The sequence below is a fragment of the Clostridiales bacterium genome (assembly GCA_017569285.1).
Lineage (GTDB): Bacteria > Bacillota > Clostridia > Christensenellales > Aristaeellaceae > Aristaeella.
The window spans coordinates 176,644-199,074 of sequence record CP069419.1; the positions used below are offsets into that span (position 1 = coordinate 176,644).

The 22,431-nt window shown below is 52.4% G+C and carries 19 protein-coding genes; 6 read left to right on the forward strand and 13 right to left on the reverse strand.

From position 1 onward, the window contains the following. Positions 1 to 207: 207 nt before the first annotated feature. The 11 genes from rpsU to ispE all read right to left on the reverse strand — a co-directional run bounded on the left by rpsU (position 208) and on the right by ispE (position 10,613). Positions 208 to 381, reverse strand: a complete 174-nt coding sequence (rpsU, locus tag JNO48_00875; GenBank protein QTE68499.1) for a 30S ribosomal protein S21 — start codon at positions 379 to 381, stop codon at positions 208 to 210. 165 nt (positions 382 to 546) lie between these two features. Next, positions 547 to 888, reverse strand: coding sequence for a histidine triad nucleotide-binding protein (locus JNO48_00880; protein QTE68500.1), 342 nt, complete (start codon positions 886 to 888; stop codon positions 547 to 549). Between the two features lie 7 nt (positions 889 to 895). Beyond that, the gene (gene mtaB / locus JNO48_00885) at positions 896 to 2,206 is read right to left on the reverse strand and encodes a tRNA (N(6)-L-threonylcarbamoyladenosine(37)-C(2))-methylthiotransferase MtaB (GenBank protein QTE68501.1); all 1,311 of its coding nucleotides are present in this window, start codon (positions 2,204 to 2,206) and stop codon (positions 896 to 898) included. Between the two features lie 2 nt (positions 2,207 to 2,208). Further along, on the reverse strand, positions 2,209 to 2,943 hold the full coding sequence (locus JNO48_00890; GenBank protein QTE68502.1) for a 16S rRNA (uracil(1498)-N(3))-methyltransferase: 735 nt from the start codon (positions 2,941 to 2,943) through the stop codon (positions 2,209 to 2,211). A gap of 1 nt (position 2,944) precedes the next feature. Beyond that, a complete protein-coding gene (gene prmA, locus JNO48_00895) occupies positions 2,945 to 3,883 on the reverse strand; it encodes a 50S ribosomal protein L11 methyltransferase (GenBank protein QTE68503.1) in 939 nt (312 codons plus the stop codon). Between the two features lie 32 nt (positions 3,884 to 3,915). Continuing rightward, the gene (locus JNO48_00900) at positions 3,916 to 5,496 is read right to left on the reverse strand and encodes an ABC transporter substrate-binding protein (GenBank protein ID QTE68504.1); all 1,581 of its coding nucleotides are present in this window, start codon (positions 5,494 to 5,496) and stop codon (positions 3,916 to 3,918) included. Continuing rightward, a complete protein-coding gene (locus tag JNO48_00905) occupies positions 5,426 to 6,823 on the reverse strand; it encodes a dephospho-CoA kinase (GenBank protein ID QTE68505.1) in 1,398 nt (465 codons plus the stop codon). Before JNO48_00905 ends, JNO48_00900 begins: the two co-directional genes overlap by 71 nt. A 65-nt stretch (positions 6,824 to 6,888) precedes the next feature. After that, positions 6,889 to 8,070, reverse strand: coding sequence for a toxic anion resistance protein (locus tag JNO48_00910; protein QTE68506.1), 1,182 nt, complete (start codon positions 8,068 to 8,070; stop codon positions 6,889 to 6,891). Continuing rightward, positions 8,067 to 8,924 carry a 5-bromo-4-chloroindolyl phosphate hydrolysis family protein gene (locus tag JNO48_00915; protein ID QTE68507.1) on the reverse strand — a complete coding sequence of 286 codons (858 nt, stop codon included), beginning with the start codon at positions 8,922 to 8,924 and terminating at the stop codon, positions 8,067 to 8,069. The genes JNO48_00910 and JNO48_00915 overlap by 4 nt, the downstream gene beginning before the upstream one ends. 84 nt (positions 8,925 to 9,008) lie before the next feature. Then, on the reverse strand, positions 9,009 to 9,740 hold the full coding sequence (locus JNO48_00920; GenBank protein ID QTE68508.1) for a tRNA 2-thiocytidine(32) synthetase TtcA: 732 nt from the start codon (positions 9,738 to 9,740) through the stop codon (positions 9,009 to 9,011). 6 nt (positions 9,741 to 9,746) lie between these two features. Continuing rightward, positions 9,747 to 10,613: a 4-(cytidine 5'-diphospho)-2-C-methyl-D-erythritol kinase gene (gene ispE / locus JNO48_00925; protein ID QTE68509.1), complete on the reverse strand. Its 867-nt coding sequence runs from the start codon at positions 10,611 to 10,613 to the stop codon at positions 9,747 to 9,749. A 141-nt stretch (positions 10,614 to 10,754) separates the two neighbouring features. On the opposite strand from ispE, the gene JNO48_00930 reads away from it, so the two are divergent. From JNO48_00930 to JNO48_00955, 6 genes are all read left to right on the forward strand, one after another. Further along, a complete protein-coding gene (locus JNO48_00930; protein QTE68510.1) occupies positions 10,755 to 11,219 on the forward strand; it encodes a DUF1934 domain-containing protein in 465 nt (154 codons plus the stop codon). After that, complete coding sequence (locus JNO48_00935) at positions 11,216 to 12,214, forward strand: NAD(P)-dependent glycerol-3-phosphate dehydrogenase (protein ID QTE68511.1); 999 nt, start codon at positions 11,216 to 11,218, stop codon at positions 12,212 to 12,214. Before JNO48_00930 ends, JNO48_00935 begins: the two co-directional genes overlap by 4 nt. A 22-nt stretch (positions 12,215 to 12,236) precedes the next feature. Next, complete coding sequence (locus JNO48_00940) at positions 12,237 to 15,614, forward strand: DUF4982 domain-containing protein (protein QTE68512.1); 3,378 nt, start codon at positions 12,237 to 12,239, stop codon at positions 15,612 to 15,614. A gap of 119 nt (positions 15,615 to 15,733) precedes the next feature. Next, a complete protein-coding gene (locus JNO48_00945; GenBank protein ID QTE68513.1) occupies positions 15,734 to 17,098 on the forward strand; it encodes a phosphoglucosamine mutase in 1,365 nt (454 codons plus the stop codon). Beyond that, a complete protein-coding gene (locus JNO48_00950) occupies positions 17,098 to 17,757 on the forward strand; it encodes a UDP-N-acetylglucosamine pyrophosphorylase (GenBank protein QTE68514.1) in 660 nt (219 codons plus the stop codon). Before JNO48_00945 ends, JNO48_00950 begins: the two co-directional genes overlap by 1 nt. Positions 17,758 to 17,782: 25 nt before the next feature. Further along, positions 17,783 to 18,514 (forward strand): glucosamine-6-phosphate deaminase, encoded by a 732-nt coding sequence (locus JNO48_00955; protein ID QTE68515.1) that lies wholly within the window; start codon positions 17,783 to 17,785, stop codon positions 18,512 to 18,514. A gap of 64 nt (positions 18,515 to 18,578) precedes the next feature. Here JNO48_00955 and JNO48_00960 read toward each other — a convergent pair whose 3' ends face one another. Together JNO48_00960 and JNO48_00965 are read right to left on the reverse strand one after the other, a co-directional pair. Continuing rightward, complete coding sequence (locus JNO48_00960; GenBank protein ID QTE68516.1) at positions 18,579 to 19,952, reverse strand: TrpB-like pyridoxal phosphate-dependent enzyme; 1,374 nt, start codon at positions 19,950 to 19,952, stop codon at positions 18,579 to 18,581. 382 nt (positions 19,953 to 20,334) lie between these two features. Then, the gene (locus tag JNO48_00965; GenBank protein ID QTE69644.1) at positions 20,335 to 22,416 is read right to left on the reverse strand and encodes a glutamine synthetase III; all 2,082 of its coding nucleotides are present in this window, start codon (positions 22,414 to 22,416) and stop codon (positions 20,335 to 20,337) included. Positions 22,417 to 22,431 lie beyond the last annotated feature (15 nt).

Below are 22,431 nucleotides of genomic sequence, written 5' to 3' on the forward strand. Positions count from 1 at the left end.
GCAGTTCATACATGCCAAGGCGAATAACATACTCCCTGTAACGTATGTTCGCATGCTTGATCAATGCGAAAGAATAGACCATGACATCCTCATTTCATAGATCGTGATTATATAAATTATATCAAAATTCTTTTATTTTTCAAGCATTTCCGCCCGATTCAGGCAAATAAAAAACCCTTCCCGGAAAGGGAAGGGAATTCAGCGAAATTACCATTTGCGCTTACGGGCGGCTTCAGCCTTTTTCTTGCGTTTGACGCTGGGCTTCTCGTAATGCTCACGTTTACGAACTTCCTGGAGAACGCCACTACGGGCGCACTGCCGCTTAAACCGTTTGAGCGCACTTTCCAGGGACTCATTTTCGCGGATACGTACCTCGGACACTGTTATCCCTCCCCTCGCTCATACAACGGCCTTGCCAGCAGCCGGCCAGACGGACGGACGGCAAAACCATGGAATTATTATACAGCCAAATACAGGATGCGTCAACGGCTTTTGCAAATTTCAAATCATACAGCCATCTTACAATCCTGCAGCAGCGCCGGAGCATCAGGTCATATCTTCCTTCAGCTGACGTCCGCCGAGAATATGGAAATGCAGATGAAGAACTGACTGGCAGGCATGCGGTCCGCAGTTTGATACGACACGATACCCCTCCGTCAGGTTCTCCTGATCCGCAATCCGCTTTACCGCCCGGAGACACGCTGCGATTTCATGGTCATCGGCACAATCCAGGTCATTCAGGGATGAAATGTGTTTTTTGGGTACCACCAGCACATGTACAGGTGCCTGGGGATTGATATCCCTGAAAGCAAAAACCTGTTCGTCCTCATACACCTTTGTGGACGGAATGTCTCCTTTGATGATTTTGCAGAACAGACAGTTATCCATTTTCCATTCATCCTTCCTTTTCAATTATCTTGCCTGTCATTACAGGTTGTCCAGCTTCAATGATCCGGATCCTGACCGGACATCCTCCGGTGCATTCATCCTCCGGACTCAGGCGTACCCGCAGGTATTCGGGAGTATATCCCTCCCATGCGCCTTCCACTTTTTCTTCGGGAATCAGTTCCGTTGTCCGGCCCACCCAGGACCTGCTGTAAGCCAGCGCGGTTTTTTCACCGATCGCAATGAGTTCCCGGCATCTTCGCTGCTTTTCCGCTTCCGACAACTGACCGGGCATTTCTGCCGCCGGAGTAAATGGACGGGAAGAGTAGGGGAATACATGAATCCGGGAAAACCCAACCTTTTCGATCAGTTCGGCTGTTTCCCGGAATTCTTCCACGGTTTCCCCCGGAAATCCCGTCAGAATATCTGTGGTAATCGCCGCATGCGGAAACACCGAGCGGATATTCTCAACCGCTTTCAGATACTGTGCTGTATTGTATCTGCGTTTCATCCTGCGAAGAACCGAATCGCTTCCGGACTGAAGCGCAAGATGAAACTGGGGGCAGATTTTGCTGTTCCTACCAAGACGTTCCGCAAAATCGGGCGTTACCACAACCGGTTCAAGTGATCCCAGCCGGACACGAATGATTCCGTCTGTCTGCTGGACCGCATCCACCACGTCATTCAGGTTAACCGAACGATCCAGATCCCGTCCGTATGAGGTCAGGTGTATGCCGGTAAGCACAATCTCACAGAATCCTGAATCTGATAACCGCCGGATCTCATTCCGGATATCCTCCAGCGGACGGGAACGGATCGGTCCCCGTACGCGCGGGATGATGCAGTATGTGCACCGGTTATCACATCCTTCCTGAATTTTCACCACAGCCCGCGTCCGCTCATTCTGGCGGGAAACCGTCAGACCTTCAAAGCAGAGATGTTCCGGCATCGGCTCCACTGCGCAGACCGGCATTCCCGAATCCATCACAATCTGCAGCAATTCCGCAACCGCCATCCTGTGCTGTGTTCCGATAATCAGGTCTGCCCCGGTTTTGCTGAGCAGTTCTTCCCCGTACAGCTGGGCCATGCATCCGCACAGGATGATTTTGCTGTCCGGATGGAGCCGTCGGATCCTTCTCACCATCTGCAGGGATTTCTTGTCTCCTGTCCCGGTAACTGTACATGTATTGATCAGATAAACATCCGCCCCGGAGGAGAAGGGAACCGTCTGAAATCCCGCTTTTTCCAGGATTTCCTCCATCGCCTGGGTATCATACTGGTTTACTTTGCACCCAAGGGTATGATAAGCAATTGTCGGCATAATTATTCCATCTCTCCGTATAACGCTGAAAATGCACTGACCGCCGCCAGGCCGGCAGTTTCCGTCCTCATGATCCGGGGGCCGAGTGTGATGATATCGCATGATACAGATGTCAGAAACGATATTTCCCCGGGTTCAATCCCGCCTTCCGGTCCGATCACAATTCCAAGGGAACAGATATCAGGATGCGCTTTTGCAAACGCAAGAGGTCCGAAATCCCTGCCGGATTCCCATGGAACCGCAACCGCATCCAGCTTCCGGATCATATCCGCCGTTTCGCGAACCGAAACCGGCGCATGTATTTCCGGGATTACACATCTGCCGGACTGTTTTCCGGCTTCCCGGGCAATTTTCTGCCAGCGTTCCTGTTTCCGGATCCGATCCTTCGGATCAATTTTCACCACGCTCCGTGCCATCATGACCGGAACAACATCCGAAACGCCCAGCTCCGTTGCTTTCTGAACAATGATTTCCATCTTGTCCCCTTTGGGAATGCCCTGGAACAGGACAAAACGGATACGCGTTTCTGTGGACGGAAGCTCACCCTGTACCGAAATTGTCACCTTTGAATCGGAGACATCGCGCACCTCTCCTGCATGACGGACACCTGATATAACAATTTCCACGGAGTCCCCGCTGTGAAGCCGCAATACTTTTGCTGCATGGTAAGCATCATCCCGGTCCAGGTAGACTATATCGCTTCCTGAAACAGCCGGATCGGCATAAAAGCGGTGCATATCAGTTCCTCCGGGACAGGAATGCCGTCCATTCTCCGCGGTGGCGTTCTTCCAGTACCTGATATCCGGCAGTTTCCAGTGCAGAACGAACTTCATCCGTCCTGTCCACGACGATTCCCGAGCATATGAACAGTCCCCCTGGAACAATATGCTGCATCAGGGAAGCGCAGTTTGCGATAATTACATCAGAAATGATATTCGCAACACAGATATCGCACTGTTCCTTCACATGTTTCAGGAGATCCCCCTCCTGAACGGAAACCACACGGTCCAGGCCGTTATGATCCACATTCTTACGGGCAACGCGCACAGCATCCCGGTCGATATCCACTGCCAGCACAGATCCGGCCCCGAGCAGTCCGGCAGCTATAGCCAGAATTCCGCTTCCTGTTCCGACATCAATTACATTCTCGCCGCCTCTGATCTCATCTTTCAGCAGCTGGATGCACATGGCGGTGGTTTCATGAGTCCCGCTTCCGAATGCCATTCCCGGATCGATTTCAATTACCTGGTCATCCGGCTGCGGGGTAAAATCCTCCCATGTGGGTTTGATCACCATATGATCTGTCACATAGAACGGCTTGTAATACTTCTTCCATGTGTCCTTCCATGTGTCATCCGATACCGTTCTGTAGTCAATCTGCAGAGTCCCGAATTCCGGATGGTCCGAATGCAGCTGCTCCAGACGGTGGTGAAGGCCGGCAATCGCTTTTTTCCCATTGCCATCGTCCTCAAACCAGCCGTGTACCTGCACGTCTTCAGGCATTGACTCAATCAGCTTCGGGTCAATGATTTCCCATATGCCATGCGGCTTTCCGGGATCCGGAATATCTGCCCTGTCCTCGATCATCGTACCGGCAGAACCGAGTTCAATCAGTTCAAACGATACACTTTCCGCGCCTTCAGTCGTCGTATGCACAATCAGTTCAATCCAGTCCATGGAAAATCATCTCCGTTTCGGTTTGCTGCAGATTATTTTGTGAAAAATCCCTGAATTCCGCGCAGCAGCTGATACTCCCGCACATCCCGGTTTGTTGTATACATATACCGGGAGACCACTGTCCCGGTCCGCCAGTACAGGCAGAGGAACGGACAGTCTTCATAGAAGAGTGCCTGGATTTCCATCAGTTTCTGCCGGAACCCTTCCTGTGTCACCTGGGTCCGGAGGGACTTGCAGAGATTGTCCATTTTCTCGCTTTTATAACGGAAATAGTTCCCGGTATTTCCCTTCATCAGAATAAACCCGGGATCCGGACATACATCCATTGCGTAGGAAACCAGAGCCAGGTCGTATGAACCCGCTTTCAGCTTTGCCTCGAGGTTTGGCAGGGTCATTGCATCAATCCTGCACTCAATTCCGATTTCTGCAAGTGAGTCGGATATGATGTTCACTGCCACGGCCCGGACATCGTTATCCGGTTCCTCATAATAATACAGCCGCAGGCTCAGGTTAACCTGCTTGCCCTTGTTTCCGAGCTTATCCAGAATTCCGTTTTCATCGGTATCCTCCCACCCGTCTTCCGCCAGCAGCTGTTTCGCCTTTTCAACATCCTTCTTCCAGGTATTTTCATACCCTGAATTATACATCCACGTACCGGGAAAGAACGGAAAATCGGTTTCCCTGGCCATACCGGAATAAGCAGTGGCGATCAGCCTGCTTTTGTCAATCACACTTCGGATTGCCTTACGCGCATTGACGGTCAGCTCATAGGAAGAATTGTTCATCAGCAGGCATTCCAGCTGGTTGGTCCTGTAATTCATGGATACCGCAGAAGTGCCGGTCTTGTACTGCGCACCCGCAATCGAACGTGTGAAGATCGCGTTGACCTGGCCGAATTCGTAGCTTTCGATCACTTTCCTGGCTGTTTCATGCAGCAGGAAATTGATCTCCTGGACCTGCGGACGCGTTTTCCACCATCCGTCATTCACTGCAATCCACATGCTTTCTCCCGGATGGAATTCCTGAATCCTGTACGGACCCGAACCGGGCGGATTGTCATCCCCGACATATGCCGCCGGCACCACAGGGAAAGTCATCGCATACAGGAGCCCGAAATACGGCCTTGAGGTTTTCACCGTCACCGTATAGTCATCCTTGGCAGAGATTCCGGAGACAAAGTATTTCAGGTTGCTGTAAAACCCATGGTCCGTAATGTTTTCATCGTTCGCCTTATCCAGGATGTACTGGGCTGAAGCCACGACATCCGCCGCGGTCAGCGGTGTGCCGTCCGTAAAGGAAACATCCCTGCGCAGATAGAAAGTCCAGTACTTGCCGCCGGAGGATTCCTCCCACCGCTCAGCCAGATAGGGCTGCGGCATATAGTTTTCATCAATCTGAACCAGACTCTCATATACCAGATCATATATGGAAAGCATATCCCGTTCCACCGGTTCAAACGGCCGAATCGTGTTGGTCCTGACACTCTGGATTCCGAATGAAATTGACTTTCCGACCTGGGTCGCTCTTGCTGTCCCGATTCCTTCAAACAGTACCAGGACTGCTGTCAGAATGATCAGCCGCCGGAGAATAGTGTTTCTTCTGGTAAATCCCATAATCTCTCGTCACCTTTTCGGCATATTTTTTTGTCGGGCCGTCCGGAAGGTTCTGCAGTGGAATGGTAATGCCGTCCGGACTTACTGACCTGTTGGAAAGCCAGGTCTGAACCTGTCCCTGTCCGGCATGGTATGCACTGACCACACATACCGGATCTCCCCGGAACAACCTGGAAAGATAATTCAGGTACCAGCACCCGAAGCGGATATTCGTATCCGGATCTGTCATCATTTCGAACGCATATCCCGGGATTTTCAGTTTCCCGGCAATCCACTCAGCGGTATCCGGCATCAGCTGCATCAGACCGCTGGCGCCAACTTTTGACGTTGCCTTCCTGTCGAAAGAACTTTCATTCAGCACCACCGAGGTTACAAACGCAGGATTCAGATTGTACTGCGCCGCATATTTATCGATGATCGGCCTGTAATCCCTGACAATGGGGTATGCCGCATCAATTGCCCGCTGTTCTTTCAGGTGTTTTTCTTCCTGCTGTTTCAGGTAACCGGACATCAGGCTGAATGTCGTGATGCTGATCAGCAGGAGACCGCCCAGGGCAATCAGCACATTCCGAATCCATACCGGCATCCTCCAGGCTGCTTTCCGTGCGGATGGCTTCCTCTTTGCCGCTTCAGGTCTTTTCATCACTTCGAAAGCCGGGACGTTCCTATTCTGCACTGACGAAACGGCGGGCTGCACTGACGGAGCGGCAGTCTGTGGATGCGGGGCAGGGAATCCGTATTTCTCTCCATCCAGAAGCTGATCAACCACTGCCAGCGTCTGCCGGACTGATCCCGAATTGTCAATCACATGGTCCGCCCGTGATGCTTTTTCGTCTGAAGACATGACCGACCGGATCCGGGCCATTGCTTCTTCTTCTGTAAATCCGTCCCGGGCAATCAGCCTGTCCAGCTGAACGCGAAGCGGCAGCCAGACACTCCAGACCGAACTGCACAGCCGGTCATAGCCTTTTTCAAACAGAAGCGGCATGTCCAGAAAGCACATTCCGGCTCCGGCCGATTCGTAGTATGAAAGCCGCTGTTTTGTCAGTTCCATCAGGTGGGGAGCCATGATCGCATCCAGCGCATTTCTTGCATTTTCGTCCCGAAAAACAAGCTGTCCGAGCGCCCTGCGGTTCAGATTTCCGTTGTCATTGATATACCTTACCCCGAAGGTTTCACGGATTTCCGCAAGAACCGGGCTTCCTGGTTCCGTCAGTTCTCTGGACAGCTGATCCCCGTCGATCACCGGATACCCCCGTTCCGTCAGGTAGCGGCTGATCATTGATTTTCCGCAGGCAATACTGCCCGTCAGCCCGATAATTCTCACGAAATCACCTGTTTCCTGTTATAAAACGACCCGGCATATCAATGTGCCGGGTCGATAAAAGAACATTACAGTTTAACGGAAAGCAGCTTCTTTTTCAGTTCAGCTTCCATGCTGTAGAGCGTTTTCTCCGCTTCAATCCGCTTTGCCCGGCCCTGGGACTGGATATCCATCACATCGTTGATCGTATCAATCAGATCCTGATTCGTTTTGATGAGCGTTTCGATGTCAATAATCCCGCGTTCCGCTTCCCGTGCTGTCGCAACGGTACCGATCTTCAGGGCTTCCGCATTCTTCCTGAGCAGTTCATTGGTCATATTGGTAACTGCTGTCTGTGCCTGCAGCGCCTGCTGGGAATGATGCATTCCCAGTGCAAGTACCATCTGGCTCTTCCACAGCGGAAGGGTGTTGGACAGTGTGGACTGGATTCTTTCAACCAGGAGGCTGTCATTATTCTGAAGCAGCCGGATCTGCGGCGCCATCTGGATTGAAACCTGCCGTGTCAGCTTGAGATCGTAAAGTTTCTTCTCAAAGCGGTCGCACTGAGCTGCCAGGTCATTGGCCTTCTGGGCGTCCATGGCATCCTGGCTTTGTTCGGCTTTTTCACGCAGTTCCTTCAGTTCCGTATTCCGGACCTGTTCCAGTTTCTTGTCACCGGCAATAATGTACAGGGTCAGCTGATGGAAATAATCGCTGTTCTGGTCATACAGCCGGTCAAACATCGCCACATCCTTCAGCAGCTGTGTCTGGTACGATTCGAGGGAACCTGCAATGTTTTCCACGTTGGAAGATACTTTGCTGTAACGGGCTTTCATCCGTTCAATCTTGTCCTCTCCCTTTGCGAAAAGACGTGCCAGGCCTTTCTTATCCTCGGTATCCCGTTCAAAGCCCTTCAGTTCAGACACCAGGTTCACCAGCATATTACCGACTTCACCGGTATCCTGGGTTTTGACCGCGTCCAGCGCTGTCTGTGAAAAATCGGCAATCCGCTTCTGGGCATCCGCGCCAAAGAGAAGCACATGGTCCGGATTGGTCACATCCACTTTCTGGATAAAATCATCGATTGCCTTCTTTTCGGCTTCTGTCAGCTGGCTCTCATCCAGGCGCGGAAGCGCTTCAGGCTCCTGTGCCGCAGTTGTCTGCTGGATGCTTTCCGCCGTTTCAGAAGCAGCATCCGGTTCCGGCGCGGCGGGGGCGGGGGCGAGTTGGAGAATCGGTCCTTCTGACATGTTGGTTTCCTCCTTAATCAATTGTTCGTTTCATACCGTGCGGAAGCGGAAGAATTGTATTTTCCGTCTTCTGTCGGGAAATCCATCACCGGTGCCGAGGAAGCCCGCATCTGCGCTTCAGCGGCAGTTCTTGCATTCATTGTTATCCCTTTTTCGCCGGTAATTTCATTTTCTGTATAACCATCCCGCTTGAGCATCTGTTCCATGACGTCAATGTCCGTTGAGATGTCCAGCATGTTTTCCCTGTGCAGATTGTCAATCTGCTTCTGACAGGCTGTCAGAACCATATTCATACCGCGGACAGCCGTATCGCGGGCCTGGGTCATTTCAGAGAAAGATACGCCCCGCTCCTGCATCGTCCTGTAGTTTGCAAGCATCTTCAGAGTCGTCGGAAGGTAATAATTCATAAACTTGCGTACCTGGGGCGCTTTGGCGGGTGATTCATATACCGTCATGAAAATCTTCTGACACTTTTCAGTCAGCGTATTCATCTGGGCGGAAAGCGTTTCATCCGGAATCAGTGCATTCTCCGAACGAATTGTTTTCAGCATTTCCATGCCCTTGGTAATCACCTGATCCGCAGTTTCATCGCCGGTCAGGGGAATCTGGCGGGCAATCTCCTGCTTCCGGACTTCCTCGGCCTTTTTCTTTTCTTCTTCCTCGCGCCTCTGCCGTTCCACATCCCGCTTATTATGGGTCGTTGTGTCCAGTTTGCTTCCCATGATACTGGAAATCAGTCCAACCCCCGCGCCAATCAGAATACCCAGCACGATTCCGGAAGGCCCGCCGTTGGAGAGCAGCCATATTGCACCCAATGTAATCAGGAATCCGGCACCGCCGCTTTTCCCGTTGTAATTCTTGCTCTTCCTGCTCACTCTGAATTAACACCTCGTTATCATAATCAAGTTATTATATCACAAAATATCTTTTATGAAAAGGGAAAAGGCACCTGCCTGTTTTTATTTCAGCAAATCCTGATCATCTTTCTGCCAGAGATCATACGGTTCATGCTGCAATGCGTGAAGAATCCTTTCCGGCGCATCCGGTATCCTTTTTTTCAGTTCCCGGAGGAGCTGGTCCATTTCCGCACGCGCTGTTTTCCCGTCCGCAGGGCACGGAGACTTTACAACCGGAAGAGACAGGATATGATCCATATGCTTTACATGTTTTTCCGGAAGATATACCAGCGGACGAATGACCGTAATTCCCGTTCTGCTCAGCTTTGTCTTCGGATGAAAGGTATGGAACCTGCCTTCCTGGAAAAGGGACATGAACAGCGTATCGATTACATCCTCCCGGTGATGGCCGAGTGCCAGTTTGCCGCATCCCAGTTCCACGCATGTATTGGAAAGAACCGCGCGGCGCATTTTGGAGCACAGCGAACAGGGATTCTTTTCCTTCCTGTAATCAAAAATAATCCGTCCGATATCCGTTTTTCGGATCTCATACGGGATTACCAGCTGCCCGCACAATTTACGGATGCCTCCCAGGTCAAACGGTTCCAGCCCCATATCCACCGTAACCGCAACAAGAGAAAAATCCTTATGGGTAAATTTCCTGTACAGTGACAGAGCGTGCAGCAGCAGGAGCGAATCCTTCCCCCCGGAAACACCGACCGCAATCCTGTCCCCGGGATCAATCAGACCGAAATCCGTGTCTGCTTTCCGGATACATCCCAGTGTTTTCTTCATGCCTGATTACTCCTCGAATATGCGCACACTGTCTGTCTGTGAATGGCATATATGAATATGCTTCCATCTTTTTGAAAGGACTGCCGCTGCCTTTTCCGCCTCTGTTCCGGATGAGAACACACCAAAAACAGCACTTCCGCTTCCGGTCATTGAGGCAAGGCGGGCTCCGGAAGCCAGCAGGGAATGAACCGCCTCGCCGATTTCCGGGCAGCGGGATGAAGATACCGGTTCCAGCACATTTCCGATACTATCAGACAGCTGCATCAGGTTTCCGCATTCGAGCGCATGCAGTGCGGATTCCGTATCCGGATGCCGGACACAATCCGGATTCCATGATTCGAATATTTCCCGAGTACTCAGTCCCCTGCATGGCTGGAAGATCAGCATCCAGTAATTATTCCTGCATGGACGAGGCTCAATCAGTTCGCCGATTCCCCGGACACGTGCCAGCCCGCCGCGGATCATAAACGGGACATCCGCGCCGAGTCTGAGCCCGGTTTTTTCCAGTTCGTCTCCCGTCAGTCCAAGGTTCCAAAGCCGGTTCAGTCCGCAAAGAACCGCCGCCGCATCCGCGCTTCCGCCTCCCAGCCCGGCCCCCATCGGGATCCGCTTATGCACGTGAATACGGACTCCTCCTGAATAGCCGGCTGATCCCTTCAGTTCCAGCGCCGCACGCATGGCCAGGTTGGTTTTGTCCGCCCTGGAACGGGGATATCCGTCCGTCGTAATTTCCATATTGTCCGCGGGTGTCAGCACAATTTCATCCGCAAGGGAAACCGGCTGCATGATCATATCCATCAGATGGTACCCATCTTCCCGGATCCCGATAATATCCAGGGACCAGTTGATCTTTGCAAACGCTTCCAGGCGCATCAGCCATCCCTCCTGTCAGGCCGGTATATGCGATTATCATACTGCCTGCCGGTATAATTGACAAGATTGTTTTCATGTTGCAAAGCGAATGGAAGCAGTGTAAACTGATATCTGATCAGAACAGAAAGGAGGCGGACAGTATTGATCCAGCAGACAAAGCCGGTCCTGATCAACCTGCTTGCCACCGCAAGATATGACCATACGCCGGATTATCCGATCCAGTTTATGACCCGCGGGAACCTGTCTTTCTCCGGAGACGGTGAGGCCGTTATTGAATATACTGAATCGCTCCAGGATGAAGACACCGGGGAAAGCATGAATGCACATGTTTCCCTTCTGATGAAAAACGGCCGTGTGACCATGACCCGCCACGGTGATATTTCCAATATGATGGTCTTTATTCCGAAGCAGCGTTTTGAAGGTGTTTACCAGACCCCGTACGGAGAGATGAATATGGGCGTTTATGCCCGCGATGTTGATTGCCGGATCGGTCCGGACAGCGGATCCATCCACCTGAAATATCAGCTGGACCTGCAAGGCGCCTACGCATCCACCAATGAGCTTCATCTCGAATACACCGCAGAGCAGAAAGGGAACATTCAATGAACATTACCATCCTCGGTTCCGGTACATGGGGACTTGCGCTGGCCCGTGTTCTCTGCCTGAACGGACATTGCGTCACTGTCTGGAGCAAGTTTGATGAAGAGGCAGAAGCCCTCTCCCGGACGCGCAAATCCCCGAATCTTCCGGAAATGGTGATCCCGGATAGCGTAGTCATTACATCTGACTGCCGCACGGTCCTGAACTGTGCTGATTATATCATTGTGGCCGTTCCGTCCGTTTACATCCGTGAAACCATCCATTCCTTCCTTCCGTTTGTTCAGGATGATCCCATATGGATCAACGCCTCCAAAGGAATTGAAAAAGATACCTCCATGATCCTGACCGACGTCATTCGTGAGGAACTGGGAAGGGGCGGGTTCCCGAATGCCCGGATTACCGCGATCAGCGGCCCGACCCATGCTGAAGAAGTTGCAACCGACCTGCCGACACTGATCGTCGCCGCCGGGCCGGACGAAAGTGCAAAATGTGTCCAGAGGCTTTTTGAGGGCACCTGCATCCGGCCGTATACCAATCCGGATCTCCGCGGTGTCCAGATCTGCGGAGCGCTGAAAAATGTGGAAGCGCTCGCCGTCGGTATTGCAAAGGGGCTCGGTTACGGAGACAATACGCGTGCCGCCATGATCACGCGCGGTATGGAGGAAATCCGGCGGCTCGGGCTGGCAATGGGCTGTCAGGAACGCACTTTTTTCGGTCTGGCCGGTATCGGTGACCTGATCGTAACCGCCACCAGCGATCATTCCCGCAACAACCGGTGCGGGATCCTTCTGGGGCAGGGAGTTCCGGTTCAGGAAGCTGTCCGCAGGATCGGAATGGTCGTGGAAGGGCTGAACGCACTTCCTGCCGCAGTTTCTCTCTGCAGGCAGTACCATATGGAAATGCCTCTGATTGAGGGTGTGCGGAAAATTGTGGAGGATCATGCGGATCCTGCTGAAATCGTCCGCGACCTGATGAACCGAAGCCTGAAAAATGAAATCTGAACCATCCGGGAGGGCTGCCACCATGACCCGACTGATCAACGACGGCTGGGAATTCCTTAAGCTTCCGAACGGAAGCAGTATTACAGATGCAAAAAGCAGCAGCGGATGGGTTCCTGTCGACCTTCCGCATGACTGGCTGATCTGGCAGGCTGACAACCTGTATGAATCCGCTGACGCATGGTACCGCCGGAGTATCCGGATGGATGCAGATCTTCCTCCTGTATGCCTGATTCATTTTGACGGCGTATATATGGACTGTGATATTCTTCTCAACGATGAGGTGATCGATTCCCATGCCTACGGATATACCGCCTTTACCACAGACCTGAGCAGCCGCCTTCATCCCGGGATGAATGAGGTGATGGTTCATATCCGCCATCAATCCCCGAATTCCAGATGGTATTCCGGAAGCGGCATTTTCCGTGATGTCACCCTTCTGTTTCTTCCGGAATCCCATATCGTTCCGGACAGTTTCTATATCGTCGAAAGCAAAGACGACGAAACATGGAATATTGCGGTAACCGCTGAAACCGCAGGCGGCAGCGATATTCCATTTCAGTTTGATCTCCTGGACCGCGAATTGAATACGGCCGCAACCGTATGCGGCCGTTCATCCGGTTCGTCCGTTTCCGCAGTCCTCCATCTTCCGGATGCACACCTCTGGTCTGTATCCTCTCCATATCTTTATACGCTGCGCTGGCAGTACGGAGAACAGACCGGAGTCCGTAAAATCGGAATTCGTTCGATCCGCATGGATCCGGATTCCGGGCTTTACATCAACAATGAATCCGTCAAACTGAAAGGCGTTTGCCTTCACCATGACCTTGGCGCCCTGGGCGCTGCCTTCCATGAAAAAGCCGCCCGCCGCCAGCTGAAACTGATGCAGGAAATGGGCGTCAATGCACTTCGAACCAGCCACAATCCGCCTGCTGAAAAAATGCTGGATCTCTGCGATGAGCTTGGCATTCTTGTGGTTGATGAAGCCTTTGATATGTGGGAGCGTTCAAAAACAGAATTTGATTACGCCCGTTTTTTCCCGACCTGGGAGGAGCGTGATGTGGCTTCCTGGATCCGCAGGGACCGCTGCCATCCCAGTGTGATCATGTGGTCCATCGGAAATGAAATCTACGATGTTTATGCTGATATCCGCGGCGCTGAAGTGACACAGATGCTCAAGGAGCAGGTTGAGTTTCATGATCCCGCCCGCCATGCTGCCGTTACCTTCGGCTGCAACTATATGCCGTGGGAAGGCGGGCAGCGCTGTGCCGATATTTTAAAAACTGCCGGATACAATTACGGTGAAAACCTGTATGCAACTCACCACCGGCAGCATCCGGACTGGATCATATACGGAAGCGAGACCGGCAGTGTCCTGTCCAGCCGCGGCGTTTACCACTTTCCAATCGAGAAGCCAATCATGAGCGAAGCCGACCTGCAATGCTCCGCGCTTGGAAACAGCAATACGAGCTGGGGAGCTTCCGACCTGCGGCATATGATTGTCGATGATCTCAACTGTCCGTACAGTATGGGCCAGTTTATCTGGAGCGGAATCGACTACATCGGTGAACCCACCCCTTACCATACCCGGTCCTGTTATTTCGGGCAGGCAGATACTGCCGGTTTCCCCAAAGATCCCTATTACCTGTTCCGGAGTATCTGGGGAAACGATCCTGTTCTGCATATCGGAGTCACCTGGGACTGGAATCCCGGACAGCTGATTGATATTCCGATCATGACCAACTGCGCCTCTGCCGAGCTGTTTCTGAACGGGGAGTCTCTCGGGCGGAAGACCGTTGATCTTTCCGACGGGGATCAATGCCTCCCGGTATGGAAAACCGCTTATATCCCCGGTGTACTGAAAGCAGTCGGATATGATGCTGCCGGGCAGGAAATCATGACGGATATCCGGATTACACCGAACAACACCGATCACTTCATCCTAACTGCCGAAGACAGTGAGCTTTTGTCCGACGGACATGACATCACATTCGTTGATGTCACCGCTGCGGACCATGCCGGAAATCCGGTCTGGAATGCCCGCGACCATATCCATATCACCGTATCCGGCGGCGGATGCCTTGTCGGAACGGACAACGGAGACTCGACCGATACCGACGGATATAAATCCTGCAGCCGCCGCCTTTTCAACGGAAAGCTGCTGCTGATTATCGGTTCCACCGGAAGCACAGATGATGTTATTATCCGTACGGAATCTCCGGGCCTTCCTGATTCCGAACTGATCATTCCTGTGATCAAGGCCCCGCAGAAACCCGGAACCAGTCGGATTCAGCGAATCCCGGACCTGCCCGGCAGAAAATCCGTTCCTGTCCGCAAGATCGAAATTGAACCGCTTGGCAGCGTACTCCTGAACAAAAGCCATCCTGAATGCTGCTTCCGTTTCCGCATTCTCCCTGAACACGCCGACTGCCGGGAAATCACATGGCAGGTCACAAATGCTTCCGGCATTGAAACCCCATATGCTGCCCTGTCCGTGATGAACGGCAATGAAGTCTGCGTCCGGGTCTCCGGCGACGGGAATTTTTACCTTCGGGCTGTAACCGGTGAACAGGAAGACCATCCGGATTTTATCAGCCAGATCGAGTTTTCCGCCGAAGGAATCGGTTCTCCCGCACTGGATCCGTATGCTTTTGTTTCAGCAGGCCTTTATGATCTCCATTCCGGAAATATCGGAACCGGCAATGAGAAAGGCGTCTCTTTTGACCGGGAAGGGGAGAGTATGATCGGCTTTTCCTTCCTCGATTTCGGAAAAGCCGGATCCGACACCTTGGTCATGCCCATTTTTGCCCTGGACGGGAATGCTTATGACATCGAACTTTTTGAAGGTGATCCCGGAAAAGGCGGTCAGCTGATCCAGGTTCTCCGATACCAGAAGCCATCCATCTGGAATGTTTACCAGGAAGAAACATTCCATCTGAACCGCCGTCTTTCCGGAATCTGCTCCCTTTGCTTCCGGATGCACCAGAAGGTTCATCTCCGCGGTTTCCGTTTTGAAAAGCAGAGCCGTGCTTTTATCTCCCATTCAGCTGCAGAAGCAGACCGCATTTACGGTGATTCATATACAGCCGGGAAGGATTCCATCCGCGGAATCGGTAACAATGTCACACTTTCATTTGATGAAATGGATTTTGAGGATGTGCAGGAAGCACACCTGGAAATCACCGGATATACGCCCCTTCATGTGAACACCATTACCATACGGTTCACCGTTCCTGACGGCAGTACCCATACGCAGATCGCAGATTTCCGCGGAACCGGGGACGGCATTCCGACAAGTCAGGTTTTTTCCGTCCGGACTCCGGGCGGTCCTTGCAGCGTTTCCTTTGTTTTCCTGCCGGGAAGCCAGTTTGATTTTGATTCCTTCCGTTTTTCAAAGTCCTGATTTCCCAGGTAGAATCTTCCCGAATTTTCCCTGTTGACTTCCGCAAATTAAGACGTTATAATACATCTTGATTTTGAGGTTTCAGAACCCTTGTGATCAAGTATCAATGGAGGTGCTTTATGGGAAAATACTTTGGAACGGATGGCTTCAGGGGAAAGGCCGGCGTCGTTCTGACCGCCGACCACGCATTCAAAACCGGTCGTTTTCTCGGTTGGTATTACAGCAAAAAACATCTTGACGACAAAGCCCGGATTGTGATCGGCAAGGATACGCGGCGTTCTTCCTATATGTATGAAAATGCGCTTGCAGCCGGCATTACCTCTTCCGGTGCGGATGTTTACCTCCTGCATGTGACGACCACCCCCTGCGTCAGCTATATCACACGGACTGAGGGTTTTGACTGCGGCGTTATGATTTCTGCCAGCCATAATCCTTATTATGACAACGGAATCAAGCTGATGAACAACAAGGGCGAGAAAATGGATGACGACCTGCAGGACCAGGTTGAAAAATATATCGACGGGGAGACCGAAGAACTTCCGTTCGCAAAGGAAGACCAGATCGGCTGCACGGTTGACTTCTATTCCGGACGCAACCGTTACATCGGTTACCTGACCAACCTGGCAACCCGTCCGTTTGACGACCGGAAGGTTGCGCTGGATTGTTCCAACGGTTCCAGCTGGATGATCGGTCCTGCTGTTTTCAATGCACTGGGCGCCAAGACTTATGTGATCCACAACAAACCCGACGGCGTCAATATCAACCGGGACTGCGGCAGCACGCATATTGAGAGCCTGAAGAATTATGTCCGGGAAAACAACCTGGATGTCGGTTTTGCATTTGACGGTGACGCGGACCGCTGCCTGGCCGTGGATGAAAACGGCGAAGAAGTCAACGGCGACAAAATCATGTATATCTGTGCCAAATACCTGAAGAGCCACGGCCAGCTGCCCAGCAATACCGTTGTTACCACTATCATGAGTAATTTCGGCCTGTACAAAGCGCTGGATGCCGCCGGTATCAATTATGAAAAAACCGCGGTTGGCGACCGGTATGTTTATGAAAACATGAAGGCCTATGACCATCTGATCGGCGGCGAACAAAGCGGCCACATCATTTTCCGGAAGCACGCCCGTACCGGTGACGGCCTGATTACGGCCATCATGCTGATGGGGGTCATGATTGATACCCAGCTCCCGCTTTCCGTGCTTGCCGAAGGGTGCAAGATGTATCCCCAGGTACTGAAGAATGTCGTGGTTGACGACAAGGATGAAACCCTTGCTGAACAGGCGGTAATGGATGCCGTGAACGAATGCACGGAAGCGCTCGGCGACAGCGGCCGTGTGCTGCTCCGGAAGAGCGGTACGGAACCTGTTCTGCGCGTTATGGCTGAAGCCGGAATCCGTGAAGAATGCGAAAAAAATGTTGACAAAATCATTGAATCCATGAAGGCCAGCGGCCATCTGATTGAGGTGAAGAAATAATGCTGAAAACAAAAGACCTGTATGATCTGACTCATACGCGTGCGGCCTCCATCCTGGAAGAATCCGAATATCCCTGGCAGGCTCTCGGAAAAATCAAGGAATTCATCATCCAGCTGGGAAAGACCCTGCCCGCCGATGAATTTGACGAAGTCAGCGAAAACGTCTGGATCGCGAAGGATGCCAAAATCTATCCGAACAATTATATCGGGGCACCTGCCATTATCGGTCACGAAACAGAAGTCCGTCCCGGTGCATTTATCCGTGGCAGCGCGCTGGTAGGCGATCACTGTGTGGTCGGCAACAGCACAGAACTGAAAAATGTCATTCTCTTCGACAATGTTCAGGTTCCGCACTACAATTATGTCGGGGACAGCATTCTCGGATACAAAAGCCACATGGGTGCCGGTTCCATTACATCCAATGTCAAAAGCGACAAGCTGCCGGTTGTGATCAAATGCGGAAGCGAGCGGATGGAAACCGGCATGAAGAAAATCGGCGCCATGCTGGGAGATCGTGTGGAAGTCGGCTGCAACAGCGTCCTGAATCCCGGCACCATCATCGGCCGCGATTCCAACGTTTATCCGACTTCATGCGTACGCGGCACAATTCCCGAAAAGAGCATCTGGAAAGACAACGGAACCATCGTTGCCAAGAAATAACAAGAACGGAAAGGCGGTATCTTTTATGAAGGTTATTATTGCGAAGAACTATGAAGACGGCGCACGGAAAGCCGCAGACATTATTGAAAAAATCGTCCGTGAAAACCCCACCTGCACACTCGGCCTGGCCACCGGTTCCAGCCCTGTGGGAATGTATCGTGAGCTTGCACGCCGCTGCAAGGAGGAAGGGCTTGATTTCAGCAGGATTCACAGCGTCAACCTGGATGAATATGTCGGCCTGGACGGAACGCATGACCAGAGTTACCGTTATTTTATGAACGACAATCTGTTTGACCACATCAACATTGACAAACAGAATACATATGTCGCAAAGGGAACCGGCGATGTGGCCGCCAATCTTGCCGAATTCAATGCTGTCCTGGACCGGACCGATATCGCAATCCAGGTCCTGGGTGTCGGACCGGACGGACATCTCGGTTTCAATGAGCCCGGCGATACCCTGTATGACGGCGCCCATGAAGAAACGCTGGATGATTCCACCATTGAAGCCAACAAACGGTTCTTTGCCAGCAAGGAAGAGGTTCCCACCCACGCGGTCACCATGGGCATGGGAAATATCATGCGCGCTTCCCGGCTGCTGATGATTATTTCCGGCAACAAGCAGGAAGCTGCCACCAAGCTGCTGATTGAAAACAAGATCGATCCGCACTGCCCCTGCACCTTCATGCGGCTGCACCGGGACGCCACGGTAATCATTGAGCAGGCACTGGCAGACCAGATCGGCTACAAGGGATAAGAATTCCCTGTTCAGTCAAAAAAAGATGCGGATGATGATCATCCGCATCTTTTTCCGTATATGATCAGATTCGGGGCAGCCCTTCAAAGCCTTTCTCCAGTTCCTCATCGGTCGGAATATAATCCGTCATCTCTCCGTTGTGGAATTTCTCATACGCCACCAGGTCGAAATATCCGGTTCCTGTCAGGCCGAACAGTATCGTCTTTTCCTCTCCGGTTTCCCTGCAGCGGACCGCTTCGTCAATTGCAACCCGGATTGCATGACTACTCTCAGGAGCGGGAAGGATTCCCTCGACGCGGGCAAATTCTTCAGCCGCCCTGAAAACACTGGTCTGTTCGACACTGCGGGCTTCCATCATCCCGTCATCATACAGCTGGGACAGGATGGAACTCATCCCATGGTAGCGAAGGCCGCCCGCGTGGTTCGGAGCAGGAATAAAGCTGCTGCCGAGGGTATACATCTTTGCCAGCGGGCATACCATACCGGTATCACAGTAGTCGTATGCATATTTCCCTCGTGTCAGGCTGGGGCAGGAGGCAGGTTCCACCGCAATGAACCGGTAATCTTTCTCTCCCCGGAGTTTCTCGCCCATAAACGGAGCAATCAGACCGCCCAGGTTGCTGCCGCCGCCGGCACATCCGATGATGATGTCCGGCTGGATCCCGTACTTGTCCATCGCTATTTTTGTCTCGACTCCGATCACAGACTGGTGGAGAAGCACCTGGTTCAGCACACTTCCAAGCACATAACGGTATCCCGGATTGGAAACCGCAACTTCAACTGCTTCGGAAATTGCACAGCCAAGAGATCCCGTGGTTCCCGGGAACTGTTCGAGGATTTTCCGGCCGACATTCGTTGTGTCGGAAGGGGATGGAACCACGGAAGCACCGTAGGTCCGCATCACTTCACGGCGGAAAGGTTTCTGCTCATAGGAAACTTTTACCATGAAAACCTTGCAGTCCAGGCCGAAATATGAGCATGCCATGGACAGCGCAGTGCCCCACTGCCCGGCACCGGTTTCAGTTGTCACACCCTTCAGGCCCTGCTTCTTCGCATAATATGCCTGGGCAATCGCGGAATTCAGTTTATGGCTTCCGGATGTATTGTTTCCCTCGAATTTGTAATAGATTTTAGCCGGCGTCTGCAGCTTCTTTTCCAGGCAGTATGCGCGTACCAGGGGAGCGGGACGATACATCTTGTAGAAGTCAAGGATTTCAGCCGGAATCGGATATTCCCTGGTTTCATTATCCAGTTCCTGCTTCACCAGTTCATCGCAGAAAACCGCGCTCAGTTCTTCCGCTGTCATCGGCTGATGCGTACCGGGATTCAGAAGGGGAGCCGGCTTGTTTTTCATATCCGCACGGACATTGTACCAATATGTCGGCATCTCCTTTTCTTCAAGGTAGATTTTGTAGGGAATCGTTTTTTCGTTTGCCATGGTTTTTTCTCCTTTCATTTTTTGTTCTGGCTGTGGGCTTTGCGGAACAAAAAACCTGTCCCGCTGACTTGCTGGGACAGGAATGAAAGATCATTTCTGCGGTGCCACCCGGCTTGGCGCATCATGCGCCCGCTCACTGCCGTACAATCATACAGCATCCTTTGATCACGGAGGGAGCTCCGTCTCATCTACTTGGACTGTGCCCGTTCGACTCGCCCTCGAAAGCCCATTCACCCGGTTGTGTATGCCGCTTTTCACCAGCTGCGGCTCTCTGAAAATACACGGACCGAATTACTCTTCTTTCTCATCGGTTTCCTGCAATATACCAGAATCATATCGTTTCGTCAATATCCATCCAGGAACAAAAACTAACGAAATTCATTTACCAGACACTGAAAAGCAGTTCATCATAAGTCGGGAACGGCCAGTATGTTTTATCCGTTATCTGTTCAAGAGCATCCGCATGGGTCCGGACTTCCTTCATGGCCGGAAGCACCCGGTCATGCATATACCGGGCAAATACACCCGGATCTTCGGTTCCGGGTTTCCCGCTGAGCACGCTGCTGAGACCTGCCGCAGCCGCATCCAGGCATTCAGTTTCCGCACAAAGAACAGAAAGCTGTTTCTCCCCGCTCCGAAGCGCGCAGCCGGCAGAATTGACTGCCTGGACAGACTTTGCAACATCTCCGGCAAAGCGGACCACGGACGGCATGATCTGGCGGCGAACCATCATCAGCATGGTTTCCGCTTCGATGTTGATAATTTTCGCATATGAATCCAGCCCGATATCCCGGCGGGACCGCAGTTCCGCCTCGGACAGGACTTTGTGGATCCCGAATACAGAAATATTCTTTTCCGCTGTGTAGCAGGGAAGTGCGTCCACAGTGGAGTCCAGGAACGTCAGTCCCCGTTCCGCCGCTTCCTTCCGCCACTCATCTGAATAGTTGTTCCCGTTGAAAATAATCCGCTTGTGCTGTTTGATATTCCGGACGATCAGATCATGCAGGGCGGTGCGGAAATCGTCCGCTGCTTCCAGTTCATCCGCAAACTGCCGCAGGCTTTCCGCAACGATCGTGTTCAGCACCACGTTCGCGTCGGAAATGGATGCTGAAGAGCCAAGCGAACGGAATTCAAACTTGTTTCCGGTAAAAGCAAAGGGAGATGTGCGGTTCCGGTCTGTGGTGTCCTTCGGGAATTTCGGCAGCATGTGCACGCCGATTGTCATTTCCGATTTCTCCCGGCCGCTGTAATCCGATCCCGCTTCCAGCGCTTCCAGAATCTCAGTAAGCTCATCACCGAGGAATATGGAAATGACGGAAGGAGGTGCTTCAAAACCGCCCAGGCGTTCATCATTTCCGGCAGAAGCAACAGATGCCCGCAGAAGATCCTGATACTCATCCACCGCTTTAATGACCGATGTCAGGAACAGCAGGAACTGTGCGCTTTCATGGGGGCTGTCCCCGGGATTGAGCAGATTATAGCCCGTGTTGGTGAACATGGACCAGTTGTTATGTTTGCCGCTTCCGTTCACACCGGCAAACGGCTTCTCATCCAGCAGACAGACCAGGTCATGGCGCCGGGCCACTTTTTTCATCATTTCCATGGTCAGCTGATTGTGGTCACAGGCAACATTCGCAATCGAATAGATCGGAGCCATTTCATGCTGGGCCGGGGCAGTTTCGTTATGCTCCGTCTTGGCAAGAACCCCCAGCTTCCACAGCTCTTCATTCAGCTCTGCCATGAAGGCCTGGACACGCGTCTGAATCGTACCGAAAAAATGATCGCCCAGTTCCTGTCCTTTGGGGGCTTTTGCGCCGAACAGCGTACGTCCGGCAAAAATCAGGTCGCTCCGCTGATCAAACAGGTTTTTGTCCACCAGGAAATACTCCTGTTCCGGCCCGACGGTGGGAGTCACCCGAGTCGCATCCATCCGTCCGAACAGATGCAGGATCCGCACAGCCTGGCGGTTGAGTGCCTCCATGGAACGAAGCAGCGGCGTTTTTTTGTCGAGTGCTTCTCCGCTGTAGGAGCAATAAGCTGTCGGAATGCAAAGAACACGATCCTTGATAAACGCATAGGAAGTGGGATCCCATGTTGTATATCCGCGTGCTTCAAAAGTGGAGCGCAGTCCGCCGCTGGGCAGGGAAGAAGCATCGGCCTCGCCGCGCACCAGTTCCTTGCCGGAAAACACCTGGACTACTTTCCCGCCGGAAACAGGGGAAATAAACGCATCATGCTTCTCCGCCGTCACGGAATTCAGCGGCTGGAACCAATGCGTATAATGAGTGGCGCCATGCTCCAGGGCCCAGTCCTTCATTGCGTTGGCAACCACGCTGGCCACCTGTGGATCCAGCTGCCGCCCTTCATCGATGGTTTTATGCAGCGCCCGGTAGGTTTCCTGCGGCAGCCGCTGGCGCATGACAGAATCATTGAATACATTGATTCCAAACAGTTCGTCCATCATAGCCACAGGTACATT

What these genes read in the sequence shown, in the direction of transcription:
- JNO48_00880 (QTE68500.1), bottom strand. Translation starts at nt 888, where the DNA reads ATGGATAACTGTCTGTTCTGCAAAATCATCAAAGGAGACATTCCGTCC.
- mtaB (QTE68501.1), bottom strand. Translation starts at nt 2,206, where the DNA reads ATGCCGACAATTGCTTATCATACCCTTGGGTGCAAAGTAAACCAGTAT.
- JNO48_00890 (QTE68502.1), bottom strand. Translation starts at nt 2,943, where the DNA reads ATGCACCGCTTTTATGCCGATCCGGCTGTTTCAGGAAGCGATATAGTC.
- prmA (QTE68503.1), bottom strand. Translation starts at nt 3,883, where the DNA reads ATGGACTGGATTGAACTGATTGTGCATACGACGACTGAAGGCGCGGAA.
- JNO48_00900 (QTE68504.1), bottom strand. Translation starts at nt 5,496, where the DNA reads ATGGGATTTACCAGAAGAAACACTATTCTCCGGCGGCTGATCATTCTG.
- JNO48_00920 (QTE68508.1), bottom strand. Translation starts at nt 9,740, where the DNA reads ATGAAGAAAACACTGGGATGTATCCGGAAAGCAGACACGGATTTCGGT.
- ispE (QTE68509.1), bottom strand. Translation starts at nt 10,613, where the DNA reads ATGCGCCTGGAAGCGTTTGCAAAGATCAACTGGTCCCTGGATATTATC.
- JNO48_00935 (QTE68511.1), top strand. Translation starts at nt 11,216, where the DNA reads ATGAACATTACCATCCTCGGTTCCGGTACATGGGGACTTGCGCTGGCC.
- JNO48_00940 (QTE68512.1), top strand. Translation starts at nt 12,237, where the DNA reads ATGACCCGACTGATCAACGACGGCTGGGAATTCCTTAAGCTTCCGAAC.
- JNO48_00945 (QTE68513.1), top strand. Translation starts at nt 15,734, where the DNA reads ATGGGAAAATACTTTGGAACGGATGGCTTCAGGGGAAAGGCCGGCGTC.
- JNO48_00950 (QTE68514.1), top strand. Translation starts at nt 17,098, where the DNA reads ATGCTGAAAACAAAAGACCTGTATGATCTGACTCATACGCGTGCGGCC.
- JNO48_00955 (QTE68515.1), top strand. Translation starts at nt 17,783, where the DNA reads ATGAAGGTTATTATTGCGAAGAACTATGAAGACGGCGCACGGAAAGCC.
- JNO48_00960 (QTE68516.1), bottom strand. Translation starts at nt 19,952, where the DNA reads ATGGCAAACGAAAAAACGATTCCCTACAAAATCTACCTTGAAGAAAAG.
- JNO48_00965 (QTE69644.1), bottom strand. Translation starts at nt 22,416, where the DNA reads ATGATGGACGAACTGTTTGGAATCAATGTATTCAATGATTCTGTCATG.